The 13,711-nt window shown below is 53.7% G+C and carries 10 protein-coding genes and 1 pseudogene; 7 read left to right on the forward strand and 4 right to left on the reverse strand.

Annotation, left to right across the window (positions count from 1 at the left end; translation table 11 throughout):
* Window positions 1-73: 73 nt before the first annotated feature.
* Both ACP7BX_RS15260 and umuC read left to right on the forward strand, forming a co-directional pair.
* Window positions 74-499, forward strand: a complete 426-nt coding sequence (locus ACP7BX_RS15260; RefSeq protein WP_426161292.1) for a LexA family protein — start codon at window positions 74-76, stop codon at window positions 497-499.
* Entirely contained in the window at window positions 492-1,766 is a 1,275-nt protein-coding gene (gene umuC / locus ACP7BX_RS15265) for a translesion error-prone DNA polymerase V subunit UmuC (protein ID WP_426161291.1), read from the forward strand. The genes ACP7BX_RS15260 and umuC overlap by 8 nt, the downstream gene beginning before the upstream one ends.
* Before the next feature lie 3 nt (window positions 1,767-1,769).
* Here the strand turns inward: umuC and ACP7BX_RS15270 are convergent, their stop codons facing one another.
* Window positions 1,770-1,979 carry a hypothetical protein gene (locus tag ACP7BX_RS15270; RefSeq protein ID WP_426161290.1) on the reverse strand — a complete coding sequence of 70 codons (210 nt, stop codon included), beginning with the start codon at window positions 1,977-1,979 and terminating at the stop codon, window positions 1,770-1,772.
* A 495-nt stretch (window positions 1,980-2,474) separates the two neighbouring features.
* On the opposite strand from ACP7BX_RS15270, the pseudogene ACP7BX_RS15275 reads away from it, so the two are divergent.
* A pseudogene (locus ACP7BX_RS15275) lies at window positions 2,475-3,047 on the forward strand (IS66 family transposase); the annotation flags it as partial.
* 694 nt (window positions 3,048-3,741) lie between these two features.
* On the opposite strand, the gene ACP7BX_RS15280 reads toward ACP7BX_RS15275, so the two are convergent.
* The 3 genes from ACP7BX_RS15280 to ACP7BX_RS15290 all read right to left on the reverse strand — a co-directional run bounded on the left by ACP7BX_RS15280 (window position 3,742) and on the right by ACP7BX_RS15290 (window position 8,080).
* On the reverse strand, window positions 3,742-4,227 hold the full coding sequence (locus ACP7BX_RS15280) for a hypothetical protein (protein WP_426161289.1): 486 nt from the start codon (window positions 4,225-4,227) through the stop codon (window positions 3,742-3,744).
* 791 nt (window positions 4,228-5,018) lie between these two features.
* The gene (locus tag ACP7BX_RS15285; RefSeq protein WP_426161288.1) at window positions 5,019-5,858 is read right to left on the reverse strand and encodes a retron system putative HNH endonuclease; all 840 of its coding nucleotides are present in this window, start codon (window positions 5,856-5,858) and stop codon (window positions 5,019-5,021) included.
* A complete protein-coding gene (locus ACP7BX_RS15290; RefSeq protein ID WP_426161287.1) occupies window positions 5,855-8,080 on the reverse strand; it encodes an AAA family ATPase in 2,226 nt (741 codons plus the stop codon). Before ACP7BX_RS15290 ends, ACP7BX_RS15285 begins: the two co-directional genes overlap by 4 nt.
* A 184-nt stretch (window positions 8,081-8,264) precedes the next feature.
* Between ACP7BX_RS15290 and ACP7BX_RS15295 the strand changes: the two genes are divergently transcribed.
* From ACP7BX_RS15295 to ACP7BX_RS15310, 4 genes are all read left to right on the forward strand, one after another.
* Window positions 8,265-8,504, forward strand: coding sequence for a hypothetical protein (locus ACP7BX_RS15295; protein ID WP_426161286.1), 240 nt, complete (start codon window positions 8,265-8,267; stop codon window positions 8,502-8,504).
* Window positions 8,505-8,562: 58 nt separating this feature from the next.
* Window positions 8,563-9,921, forward strand: a complete 1,359-nt coding sequence (locus ACP7BX_RS15300) for a DUF4041 domain-containing protein (protein ID WP_426161285.1) — start codon at window positions 8,563-8,565, stop codon at window positions 9,919-9,921.
* 668 nt (window positions 9,922-10,589) lie between these two features.
* Window positions 10,590-11,213, forward strand: a complete 624-nt coding sequence (locus tag ACP7BX_RS15305) for a hypothetical protein (protein WP_426161284.1) — start codon at window positions 10,590-10,592, stop codon at window positions 11,211-11,213.
* A gap of 1,046 nt (window positions 11,214-12,259) precedes the next feature.
* The gene (locus ACP7BX_RS15310) at window positions 12,260-13,705 is read left to right on the forward strand and encodes a hypothetical protein (protein WP_426161283.1); all 1,446 of its coding nucleotides are present in this window, start codon (window positions 12,260-12,262) and stop codon (window positions 13,703-13,705) included.
* Window positions 13,706-13,711 lie beyond the last annotated feature (6 nt).

Here is a 13,711-nt window from a genome sequence, read left to right on the forward strand (position 1 = left end):
TACACGAAATTGACCGCAAACCCTCATACGATATTAACTGTACGTCCGTACAGTGTTTGTATAAGGCAGCACCATGAGCTTCAACATCCTGGGTCCAATTGCCAGCGGCGGCGCAAAACTGCCTCTCTGCTCGTTTCACGTACCGGCCGGTTTTCCGTCCCCTGCGGCCGATCACATCGAGCAGCATATTTCCTTGGATGAAGTACTCAACATCAGGGCTCCGCACGTCTACCTGGTGATGATCACCGGCGAAAGCATGCAGGGCGCCGGAATATTTGAGGGTGACCTGGCGGTGGTGGATCGATCCATTGAGCCGGCCCACGGCCATATCGTGGTGGCGTTGCTCAACAATGACCCTATGTGCAAGCGACTATGCAAGCGTGGCAAAGAACTGATTTTGGTATCCGAAAACCCAAAGTACCCGGCACGTTACGTGCTGGAAGGCGACGAGCTATCAATTTGGGGTGTGATCACCAGCACCGTGCGCAGCCATGTCTAATCCCCCAATATTCGCGCTGATCGACTGCAACAGCTTCTATGCCAGTTGCGAGCGAGTGTTTCGGCCCGACCTAGCCAAGACGCCTATCGTGGTGCTCAGCAACAACGACGGCTGTGTCATCGCCCGGAGCTACGACGCGAAGCCGTTCATCAAGATGGGCGAACCGTACTTCCAGATCAAGCACAAGCTCGAGCAACACGGCATTGTCCCGTTTTCCTCAAATTACGCCCTGTACGGAGACATGAGTGAGCGGGTCATGACGCTGATCGAGAGCATGGTGCCCGCCGTAGAGATCTACAGCATCGACGAAGCCTTCGCCGACCTCACTGGGATTGGTGAACTTGACGCGCTCGGCAGGCAGATCCGTGCCCAAGTACTTCGTTGCACCGGCATTCCCGTTGGTGTCGGCATTGCCAATACGAAGACCCTGGCCAAGCTTGCGAACCATACGGCGAAACGCTTGCAGGCTCAAACCGGGGGAGTGGTAAACATCACCGACCCGGTGAAGCGTGATTGGGTTTTGCGCAACACCGATGTATCTGAGGTGTGGGGCGTGGGCCGCAAAATGAAGCTCCACCTCGACGCCCTGGGCATTAAGTCCGCAATGGACCTGGCCAAAGCCGATCCTTGGACACTCCAGAAAAAATTCAGTGTGGTGATCGAGAAGACTGCCCGCGAACTGGCAGGCACCTCCTGCCTCGAACTGGATGAGCCCGACCCACCCAAGCAGGAAATCTGCTGCAGCCGCATGTTTGGCAAGCGGTTGACCGACCTAGCGCCCATCAAGGAGGCCGTGGCCACCTACATGATGCGTGCTTCGGAAAAGCTCCGCGCCCAGAACTCGCTCTGCAAAAAGGTCCGCGTGTGCATCCGCACTGGCATGTTCAATCCGGACGAGGCGAAGTACGCGAACGGGGTGGTGGTAGATATGCCGTATCCAACCGACGATGTGCGATTACTCACCAAGGCGGCGGTCGATGCGCTCGACCATATCTACCGGCCAGGCTTCAACTACAGCAAGGCCGAAGTGATGTTGCTCAACCTGTGCCAGCCAGGTGAGTACACCGATGATCTGTTCGCGGTCTCGCAGCCGGCAGAAGCGACGCGGGTAATGTCGGTGCTGGACCAGATCAATGAAAGGTGGGGAAGGGGAACGCTGCGGTCTGCCAGCGTGCCAACGAACCCAGACTGGGGCATGCGCCGGGAAATGATGAGCCAGAGCTACACCACCAAGCTCGACCAACTGTGGTCGGTGGCCTGCAAGTAGCGATCACTCCGGCGCCATGAGCACTCCCAGGGTAAGCTTAATGAACTCTTCATTCTGGTCGATGGTGTATAGGGCGCCACGTATGTTCTCAGCCACCTCGGCGGAGCCACGCTGCTCAACCCAGTTCGATAGCTCCATGATGGAGGCCTCAAGGGCCAGCTGGTTTTCGTACAGTTTTGAGAGCAGGGAAGGGAGTAGGTCTGAGTTGGGCATAGCTGTTCCTCCATAGATTGAACAGCGTAGCAGGCAATGAAATAGGGTATTTGATTTGAGTCGGCAGGACGCCGGAGAGAGGGCAAATCATTTCCGCAACTGTGCATGAGCCCTTTGATCTGTGGGGCTTACAGGCCAGCAAAAAGCTTCCAAGTGCGGAAACGATATACGGCTAACGTATTGATTTTTATCGTTAACTCCGCAGTCTTGAAAACCGGCGGACGTTAATAGCGTCTCCAGGGTTCGAATCCCTGGTTTCCCGCCAAGATTCAAACGAAAGCCCCGCGAATGCGGGGCTTTTGTGTTTCTGGGGTTTGGGTAGGTAAAGGCGGTTTTTGATAGGCGTTCCGAAACTTTGCCTATTTGGAGGGTTTGGCAGTGGCGCCAATCCTCCTGTAAACCCAGATCGTGATCTCTCGTTTGCTAAGTCCAGCAGTAAGCTGGCGCCGCCATATCGATGAATTCTGATGTCGCCATCGGCCAGTACGACCGCTAGGCGGCCATGCGCGCAACTTCCTTGGGCGGTGGAACGGCAAGCTGGTATGCGACGATTTCGCTGGCTACAAAGCCGGTTTCGAGAAAGGCATGACCGAAATTGGCTGCATGGCTCATGCGCGCCGCAAGTTTTTCGATCTTCACGTGGCGAACAAAAGCCAGCTGGCCGAACAGGCACTGCACTCGATTGGCGGCTTGTACGAGGTTGAACGACAAGCTCGGGACATGAGCGATGAGGATCGCTGGCGAATACGCCAGGAAAAGGCAGCCCCGATCATCAAAACGCTGCATGACTGGATATTGGCCCAGCGTGATCTGGTGCGACGGGGCTGTGCCCATAGACAACAACCAAGTCGAAAACCAGATCAAGCCGGGCTCTTGGGCGCTCCAACTGGTTGTTCGCCGGATCTCTACGCAGCGGTAAACGGGCGGCAGCAATCATGAGCTTGATCCAGTCAGCGCATGAACGGACACGATCCGTATGCGTATCTCAACGATGTGCTGACGCGCCTGCCGGCGCAGCGTGCAAGTGAGATTGACCAACTGCTGCCGCATCAGTGGATGCGTGCCTGATGTGCGCAAGGTAAATTCCCTTTCAGTTTCGGCAGGCCGTGTACGTTCAAGATGATTTAGAAGAAAGGATACTTATGGATATGGATAATGCTTTAGAGATAGAACTGGGCGATGAGGAAGTCATCGGACATTGCGACGGATGTGGTCACGAAACTAGAACCTTTCGCGGGTTCGTTAATGACCAAGAAGGTGCATACGCAGTTTACCTATGCACCTACACAGCGTCTCATCCCGAGTTCGGCGCTGACATGGCCGTAAGCATAGGAGGCTGGGGGACGGGCAATGATCCGTCTCTCAAACAATGCGTTGCACTGGAGTGGCGTCAGAGTGAAACCGGGCCAGGCTGTAGGGTAATAGATGCTTCTAACTCCCGGTGGGGCGGTATTAACTTCCTTGGAAGTATGCTGAGTAGGGAGCAAGCCATTAACTCCTCTAAGGCGTTAGAGGCGTTTGCAATTACCGATATTGTTTGGCAGAGAGACCAGCGTTTGGCGGCAGCGCTGGCCTAGGGCGGGGCGAAAAGGTTTGATTTGGCTATACATCGTCGCGCTGAAAGCTCTACTTCAGCAGAGCTAGACGCGTTTCCGCAAACGTTCGGCGAGCGTGTTGACCAGACTATTAGTAGCAATTCAGGGGGGCGAGGTATGTTAAGCAACCGCCTTAACAAGAGTTGAAAGTCTTTTTCAGGGCGTCCTTAGGTCAAATAGAAAGCAAATACGCGCTCATACATTACTGCGTCCTGAGTGATCAGTAAAAGGCTAGGACAGGCGCCAAGCAGAGCGTGCGTTGGTTGCAAATCTTCAATTTGTGACCAGAACTCGTAGACCTTGTCGCTCTCTCCGAAAGGTTCAAATGCAATAGCGCTACTAAATCTGGCTAACCTCGCCCTATCAGGTAAGCGCTCAAAGACATACCACTCATCAAAGCCCGGCGTCGGCAACTGACCGACATCCGTAATCATAGGACTGATAGCCAAGTCACCTACTCGTTGCCACCCGCTAGCGATCTCAGCAGCGCTAAGGTCATAGCGCCCGCTATCCGACCACGCTATTGCCACATAACGGCCCAGTACGAGCTGAGGAAGCTGGTGAATGACGTCGCCCAGGTTAACGTCGCATCCATTGTTCCAGTCGAGAGTGCTGTAGCCGGCGCGCGCCCCTGTGTGCAGTTCGGCTGTCATATATAATCCTTTAAGTATCAGCGATGGAGTAGGTGCGACGGCCTGTCGTTTGGAATGATATATGGTCTTTAGCGATCCCCACACCGTAAGCTTACGGGGAAAACTCTTGCACAGGTCAGCACGGCATCCATTGAAAGGGCAAGGTGACTTCGCCAGACGCTTACGAATGGACGGCGCTATTTGGACGTGCTGAGCAAGTTGGCCCCGTTGATGCCCTTGCTGTGGACCCCGGGAATTCACGAAGTGCTAACCCTCGCCGTGGTGGACAAACAGCGTGCATTGATCAAGCGGCAAGTGCGCGATGTAGCCAACGCCGCATGTCGTTTTGCCTGCGGCCTGCGACGACGGATGAACCCTGGCACTGCCAGACCTTCCGACGCGGCACTGAGCAGGAGAGGGCGCCCGAACGCGCCATTGTGTTGTCCGATGATTCGGAAAGTTGAGACAGCTGGATCTCATTCACTCCAGCCCGATTGACAGGAGCATGGCTCCTGCTACACCCCTGATCGGAATACCTCAAGGGGTGGCCATGTGAGCAGCATTCCTGATCGTCCGTTGCGTTTAGGCGTCACCGTAGAAACGCCCGTACTCAATCGTGAGTGATTACAACAGGCGGCTGACCTTTTAGCGTACGTGCTGCGACGGGCCGAATTGAATGGGGTGGTGCGGCTTGTTGTAAGCGTGCAGGCCATTTTTGGCGCGGCCACTCGGTCACGGTTATCGAGCTGATTTACCCCTTGGGCACACATGGTTTCAATCATTTTGCTTGGGCGATTTTCTGAGCATCTAAGCTATGGATTGGGCGGAATACCATATTCGCGGAATATCGCCTCGCCAGCCGCCAGATAAGGTTGTTGTTTGCTCAAGTGAGTGCGAGCGTCCTTCAGTAAATCCTCGCACATGGCCGTCATGTCCTTTTTTGTCGAGGCGTCGGTTGTCGATGAGGCTATCTCGGCGGCCCTTAAGGCGCGCTCAATCGCAGTTCTGATCATGAGTTGTTTGGCCGCTCGTTGTTCAACAAGATCTTGCCGTAACAGACCAAAAACCTCTATTGACGTTTCACCTTTCAAGCTTGTTTGTCCGGTCGCATCGGTCGCTGGCCGTACCAAACCATCACTCAAAAATTCCAGATGATGCTCAGGGTAATCATCACAAGGATTGAGCAATAAGGGCTGTTCCATCACGTTGTTAACGGTGTGGCTTCGCCATCGGTGCGTCTCATCTGCGACGGGAAACAGATGGGCTTTTCCAGAGGAGGCTTGATTGGATGCAGCGAATTTCTTCTCCCGTTTGCGATTGCAATCAATGCACGATGGGAGGAGGTTGTTCCACTCGGCGGCTAGCCAGTAATACCCAGGTTTACTGAGCTGGCCATTGATGACTACGGCACCTTTGGGCCGGAAATGCTCAATGTCTTCGGGAGACCCTGCGGCGTAATTGAACTCGCAGTAGGCACATTTTTTGTTGAACATCTCGCGCAGTGTGCGGACGACATCAGCGCCCTTGTAGGCTTTGAATTTCGCTTTTTGCCCGGCTGCTTGCGCATTGATCGCGGCTACTCGCTCTTGATTACCTTTTGACTCTGGCCCATTCAAGCTAGGCGGACAGTTCGCCCGTTCAACCCTGATCATAACGATGAATCCCCGTCAGTTCCCAATTTTCGAGGTGACTTGGGGTCAGTGGTCCAATCTAGATTTGCCCAAAGCTGTTGCAGGAGATTTTGCGCATCGGTCCTTATCTGTTCCGGCAATGCTTGTCGCCTGGCCATCCGTTTCGCAATGTATGCATCTGCGGCTTCAAATACCAAACGCTCACGTTCAGTCAAACCTAGTTGCCGGCCGGACTCGAGTTGCTCACGAAGTTCGTCAAGGCGAAAATCATCGGTGGCAGTTCGCTCCTTCATCGCGAGCAGTCGATAATACTCCTCAAATAGCGTATCCATTTCGAGGTCTTCGGCCGAGTTTAAGCCGAAGAAGTCGGAGGTTAGTAGTTGCCCTACGGTCATGTTTCGAGGGGAGGGCAGATCCTCGGTGTCGGCGGTTATAATCTTCACTGACCCACTCAATGTGCGTTTAAACACCACCACTTCATCTCGTTCTAATCCCCGCAATGTCAGTGGTTCATGGCTTGTGGCAATAAACTGTAGACGAGGGAAGACCTCGCGTAGGCGTTGGATGATGCGCATCTTCCAGCGCGGATGCAGATGGGCGTCAATCTCGTCGATCAACACGATTCCTTCAGCGGAGGCCATATCCTGCCAGCCCCGTCGCATCACGCTCATGATATCTAGCGCCAAAGCGAGCACTGCCTGATATCCGCTGCTAAGTGCCTCCAGGGTGTCACGTACACCGGCGGACTCGACAACAATCTCGTTACCCTGGCGAAAGAAGTGCACACCATCAGATCGTGGTAAAAGGGCCGACAATGCACGTGCCACCCGGTCAAACTCTTCAATGCCGGTCTCGTACAGCCAAGGGCGTCCATTACTTAGGCGCTCAAGCGGGTCGAATAGGTTGCCAATGTGAACGGATGTTCGAGGCGCTGTTGTACTCTCGTTACGGGTCAAAAGCCGGGTGGCCCCATACCCCAAGACCATGACTTTAGGCTCAGGAGGGTCGATGGTAATGCTGTTATCGGCTGCGTTAAGCGTCATTACGATGGGTTTGGAAAAACTTGACAGCTGCACACTCACCGAACCGGTTTCACAGCCGCTACGTAGCAAATCAGACGCCTTGAGCTTGAGGTCGTCAACCGCGCTCTGTCCCCCCAGCGCACAGGCAAGGGCTTGAAGCGTGGTGCTCTTGCCGGTGCCATTTTCACCTAGCAACATCAACCATGTTCCTGACCCTCCTGCCCCCAATGGGGTCTGCAGGCTTACATTTTCGCATGATCGGATGTTGGTCAACTGGAAGTGTTCGATAAATCGGCTGTTACGGTAGAAATCTGTCGATATGTGTTCGTCCAGTACGGAAAATGACTCCATCGATTCAGTAACAATAGTGAGACGTTCCGCGGCTAACTTCATGGCCTCCAGACTTGCAACAAGGGTGCCGGCCCCCGCACCTCGGTGGTGCTGCAGTTGTTGGAGTAGCTTGTTCGTTCTCGGTCCAGGAGGTGCTTCCTCATTCGCCCAAGCACTTACAAATTGTCTACGCATGCCTGCATACGGACTGTCGTCCGTAATCATTGAACTCAGGAGGTCATCGACCAAAGCCGGCGTGTCGAAGGCCGCTTTTTGCACTGATAAAACAAGCTTCAGGTTTTCTAAATCGCGACGACGCGCGCCAACCAATAACTCCCGATTGAGCCCGAGTACATCGATCGTCACCTTTCCCTGAAAGTCGTCACTTGTTACACGACCATCTTCCAGAAAAAGCAGCAAGGACGATGGCTCATCTTCGCAAGGATCAAGCAGTAGCCTTTCTTCTTCAGCCAAGCTGATGCTTTTCGAATCTGGCCCCGCACGCAATCCGTCCACTGGGAAACGCGATCCTTTCAACGTGTTGCAGGGAAAGCACGCGGGCAGGTAGTTCGACCACTCATGCGCAAGCCACCAATAGCTATCATCGTCAACAGAACCGTCCAGATTGCTGGCGTTCTGCCGAGGCCGAAACAGCTCTAACTCAGGGTTCTCAACCGGTGTCTCGCAATAGGCACACTTACCAGGAAAGCGTTCGGCGAGAGCTTTGCGGATTTCACCATTTAACTGCGCCGCGTATTTTTGAAACTCGAAGCGATTTTGCGTACGTTGCTCTTTGGGTTTGGCAAAAAAAACTGCCGCTTGCCTTCGCAGTTTGTTAGCACGCTCGGAGTTTAGAATGTCCGGGACGGGCCCCCGATTTAATCTGATCATTGCTTTTCTTCCTTGAGTTGGTACGGCACAAATCAAACGTGGAGCGAGCGGACGGGGCGCCAACGCTGTGATGCAAGAACGGTGAGGTTGTAGATTGTGTCATTTTGCCACTAACGAAGCGCTAGAGGGGAGGTTGATCGCCACCGATTCGGTGTGAGCATGACCTTTAAAGGTTTACACCGTCATGCAGGACACCACCATGCACTCCACTCTGATTACCCGCTCCGGCGTCCAAGCCACTGTGCTTGGCCAGAGCGCGTCGCGTTTTCCGCTCGGCGGCAAGATCGGCGCCGGGATCAAGGTGCTGACCCGGCAAGCGGCCAAGCAGCCCCAAGCGCAAGCAACCATCGACAGGCCTTGTGCTCAACCTCCCGGTGCAACACAGCACAGTCAACCATCCCTATTGCGCCGGATTACGTTATAAAGGCCCCCAGGTTGATTAGCACTGAGCAACCCTCAACTCGGGAATATGGAAGGAATCTATGCCTCTAAGTGACTATTGGAATGGCCCGGCGCATCGGCAGCGGGCGGATGATCTGGCACGCCAGCTTGTAGACTTTCAGGTGCGCTACGCGGAGCTGGAAGCGCTCTCAAAGGCGGTCGGCGCCATGGAAGTCGCGGAAGTTCGAGGGCTGATTGAGCAAGAGAAGGGGAAGCTTGCAGCTGTCCGCCAGCAAACCCACAGTGCTGAGCGGGAAGTGGCGGCGCTCGCGCAACGCTCCGCTGAATTGAAGGGTGAGATTCTCGTCTGGGAAGAAGTGTTGCTTCTGGAAAGTTTTGCGCTTTATCAGCCCAAGTTCAAGCTGACCTCCAGCCAGGAATACAAATCTCGACTGGACAGTGTTCGCGATCGTCAGAAGGCAATGATCAAAAGCGCAGAGGCCGCAACTGGGAACATGGGCTGGACGGTCAACGACAGTCAGGCGCAAGGACGCAAGCTGGTCAACGACATGATCAAGCTGGTGATTCGCTCGTTCAATAACGAAGCGGATAGCTGCGTCGACAACGTAAAGTTCGACAACGTCGAATTGGGCGAGAAACGAATTCTCAAATCCTTTGAAGCCTGCAACCGCCTCGGCAAAATCATGAGTGTGGAAATATCGCGCCGGTACCTGAACCTCAAACTTGATGAGCTGCACCTTGCCCACGAGTTTCAGATCAAGAAGCAGGAGGAGAAGGAGGAGGCCAAGCGCGCCCGAGAAGAACTGCGAGAACAGCAGAAGCTTGAGCAGGAAATTCGCGCAGCGCGGGAGAAGATCGCCAAGGAGCGCAAGCACTTCACCGCAGCAATGCGTGACCTGCAGGCGCGCTTGGACAAAACCGAATCAGAAGAGGAACGGGCGACCCTTTTAGCCAAACTGGCGGAGGTTGAAGCTAGCCGTGCCGAGCTGGAAAGCGCAGAAAAGCTGATCGACTATCGCGAACAAAATGCCAAAGCCGGCTATGTATACGTGATCTCCAACGTGGGTGCGTTCGGCGAAGGGGTGTTCAAAATCGGTATGACACGCCGCCTGGAACCCATGGACCGCGTCGATGAGCTGGGCGATGCCTCGGTGCCGTTTTGGTTTGACGTCCACGCGATGGTCTTCTCGAACAACGCCCCAGCCTTGGAAGCGAAATTGCACGAACGCTTTGCGGCAGGTCGCCTTAATAAGGTGAACGGGCGCAAAGAGTTCTTCCGTGCGGACATTGCCGAAATCGAGTCGGTAATTCGAGAAAATTACGATGCTGCTGTCGAGGTTGCCCACGAAGCACCGGCGGAGCAGTACCGTGAAAGCCTTCGAATGGCGTTGCCCAAGTCTGAAATCTTGCAAGCGGAACGAGTTGTGGCGCAAAGCTGAGAATGGTGTTTGGGTGCCCTTGATTGGCCGTTTCTCGCTGAGCAAGGGGCATACCGACGGTAGGTTTGCACTGCTGTCCAAAGCGGTTGGTTGCCAGTAGCAACTATCGGCTGGGCCTGTTGAAAAGTTAGAATTTCGGGCTGGAAGAAGACGAGGTAGATCCTCATTTCGGAACCTGTTGACCACCTTGCGTGGTTTTTTAGTTCTGCATAGATCTTTGCAGCCTCTTCAGTGGGTTGATTTGAGGTTTTTTGCTGATTCCGGGCCTACCTATCCAGTGGACGGCGGCCCTTGTGAGATCAGTTTCGCCAGCCACCTTAGATTCTATACCGCAACCTGCCAAGGTGGACTCGTCGTTTGCACCGGTTATTCCGTGTAGTCGCAATTGATCCACTTTCAGGATTCGCTTTTGGTGACCGAACAACATTTCGACCTTCTTGAGATCGTGGCGAGAGCACACATGGCTGACTTCAATGAGATGAATGAGGTGTGGGACTTATGGCTTCCGCAGGGGAGGGCACCAACCAGGGCTTGCGGAGAGGCGAAATTGGGCGGGACCAAGTTTACTCGTCCGTCGAGGTTATCGTTGTTGCAGCCGTTGTAGGGTCGCTTCATCGTTGCGGAGTATGGGCGGACTGCCCCCAAGTTAAGATGCAATAGGAAGCAGCATGGATATCGGCACTATTATAAAAATTGTTTTTGCGGTTGGCGCTATATTTACTGCGGCAAAAATAATTTACGAATTCTCCCTGGGTGGACAGACTCGACGCCGTGAGGAGTACCGTTTTGCAAAGGAATTTCTCAAAGATTTATATAGCGCAGAAGGGGCAGATAAACTTCATCCTTTGGCCATCGAGCGGGGTTTGTATGCGATCGCTGGCACCGCAAATATCAAACCGGAAGATGTTGAGTATTTGCTTACGTTGGCTTCGCCGGATAAAGCGCTGAAAGATTACGCGCTCTCACGGGCGTATGTCGAAATTGATCACAAATTACAACGGGTGCAATACAAAGACAAATACATCAAACGTTTCTCTAGATTATGGCGCAAGGTGTGGTGGTTGCTGGTTTACTTCCTCACAGCGTTCCTGGCGGCTTCGCCGTTACTGCTGACAGGTCCATTTGAGTTTCCGCGCCGCTTTATGTGGTTGTCCGTGGTGACAATTCCTTGCGGTGGCCTCTATGCGTATCTGGCAATTCGCGACTACATCAAGATTGTCCGCGGTGAAGCGTTGGTGAGGGAGCAGAAAAAACACACACCGATCATCAGGATCAATCCCTCCAAACCATAATGGGCTACGGGTTAGACTCGCCTGAGTTAAGCAAAAACCTTGAAATTACCCACTGACAACGCAGCGACGCCTAACGCATAACCTAATTCTTCACCTTTCGAAAAACTATGGAATCAAGCTTGGTGCCCAGGCACGTCCCGACATCTACCGTACCTTCGCGGATTACGGTGCTGAAGCGGGCAGGGTTGGGTTGGCCAGCAGGTCCCACACATTGTCGCTTCGATTGAAGGCGCTTCGGCCTAGGCTGCCATCCTTCAGGTCATAGCTGACGCAGTTGTGCAGGTACTTGATCAAGTCGGCCTTGAACCGTGGGACGTTGTTGGGAGCAGAAATTGTGGACGATACCTGCTGTAAATACCAAATCTGGGCGCAAGCATGTTGTGCCAGTGTTACACGCTCCAGTCGATGTGCCGGAAGCATTGCGCGAGCTTGATCGGAATTGGGTGATACCACGCGCAGATTGTGCCAAGGTCCCGAGCTCTAGGGCCTCGAATGCCTACATGTATCGCGTGGGCTATCTCCGTATGCGTTTCGCCGCTGTTTTCGTGACTGGGCCATCTATCAAGGTGGCTCATGCTTTGGGCGATGGTTTTCAGTGAGCCTCCTCGGGTTTTTCGGCCCAGCGGTCCTTAACTCCGAAGCGTTCGAGCGCTTTTTTGCAGAGAACAGTACCCAATGGCACGAGGGCTAGCGGGGTGGCGGTTTCAGTTGACCACAACACTCTATGCAAATTGTGCATCACTAACTTTTCGCACTGATCTTCAATAAGTATTTAAATGGCACTTTGATAGCACTTTCTTTTCCGCTAGCATGCCAGGAATTCCCTACCGTTCATGGGCACATTCTCTACCCCTCGGGTGCCTGCGCGGATAAAGGGTGGGCGATGCCCTCACAAACCAGAGTTCCCCGATCCATCAGGCCGTGCAATCACCTCATGCTGATACGAATTGAGCTTCCCCATCCCCGACTACGGACCTACAGGCTCCCTGTTTCTGACTGGGTGCAACAAGGATTCGTTGGCAATCACGAGTTATGGATATTTTGAAATGTCTTTTCTGAAAAGGGTTTGGCAAGCGATCAGAAGCTTCCTGTCGGGCACCGGTAAGCGTGTCGAAGACGAGCATGAGGCGAGCTTTCCTATAATCGACTCGAACAAGATCAAAGCAGATCTCAAAGTTATCGAGACGGCGCGCGCGCATGGCGAGAAGGGCGTTCCTGATTTCAGAGACTCGCGGCTGACTGAAACTGAGCATCAGATTCAGGGGACCGTGGGTAAGCTGCGCGCAGCCACGCTCAAAACCGGTGAGCGATGGCTCACTCAAATCCAGGCCCGGCTCGATGGGATTGATCTCACAAAGGAGTTCAATCATACCATCCAGCTTGGGGACGAATTCGCTCGTAAAGCAGATGCGATTCTTTCAGGCGCAGATGGCGAGCTTCAAGAGTCGATCAGAATTGCTAAAGCTCGGAAGGTAATTCTTGAGCAGTTTCGGACAGACAATCGCCTGCCAGACACTCCACCGAAAATGCACGGTTTCGGAGATCATATTGTCAAATCTTGCGTGCTGGTCATGTTTTGCGCGGTCGAGTCAGTCATCAACGCCAACTTCTTCGCCCAAGGCTTAGCAGGTGGTTTCCTCGGCGGCTTGATGATGGCACTCATGGCCGCAGGTCTGAACCTTGTGGTGGCCTTCTTCTGCGGTAGGGCGCTGATCAACAAAAATCACGTCAGTAGAACGCGCAAGACCGCAGGATGGTTTGCAGGGCTCTTTGGTCTTGCGTGGACTGCTTGTGCTGGCATCGTAGTGGCATACCTCCGATTTGTCCTACCTCAAGTCGATGATGACGGTGCCAACCAGCTTGCTCTCGTGTGGCAGAACCTTGTTGCCCACATCTCTCCTTTCACCGACATTGAGGGCGTTGCACTCTGCGCCATCACGGTGATCTTCGGTTTGGTTGCGATGCACCATGGCTACACTTGGCAAGACCGCTATCCAGGGTATGAGAAGGTCTATGGTGCGTACACAGAGGCGAGTGGCAACGTCATCGAACTCATCGAAGTGCTGAAGGAGAAGCTCGAAGACGAGAAACAGACCACGATCAGCAAGCTTGAGCTCAAAGCCCAGAAAGCCGAGGAATCTATCCGATATTTCAAATCCAGCATGGGCGAAAAATCCGTCGCCAAGAAGAAAGTGACGGAACATCTAGTGCTCGCGGATAACACTATCAAAGCTTTGATCCAGGCATATCGCTATGAGAATCAACTAGCAAGGCCCGCAGACAAACCACGGCCTGACTATTTCAATGATCCAGTCGAGCTTAGCGATCAGGACTTCCCAGATTTCGGCCTCGAAAGCGACGAAAAACGCTTGCGTAACCAAGAGCAAATGCTTCGCCAGATTCGGGACATCGTTCAGCCTACTCGATCCCAGATCCAGTCGTCCTTTACTGCGAAATTCGACCAGCTGAAGCCCCTTGAGAGCCTTATGTAGGACTGA

This window comes from Pseudomonas sp. DWP3-1-3b3, assembly GCF_049896305.1.
Classification (GTDB): domain Bacteria; phylum Pseudomonadota; class Gammaproteobacteria; order Pseudomonadales; family Pseudomonadaceae; genus Aquipseudomonas; species Aquipseudomonas azotoformans_A.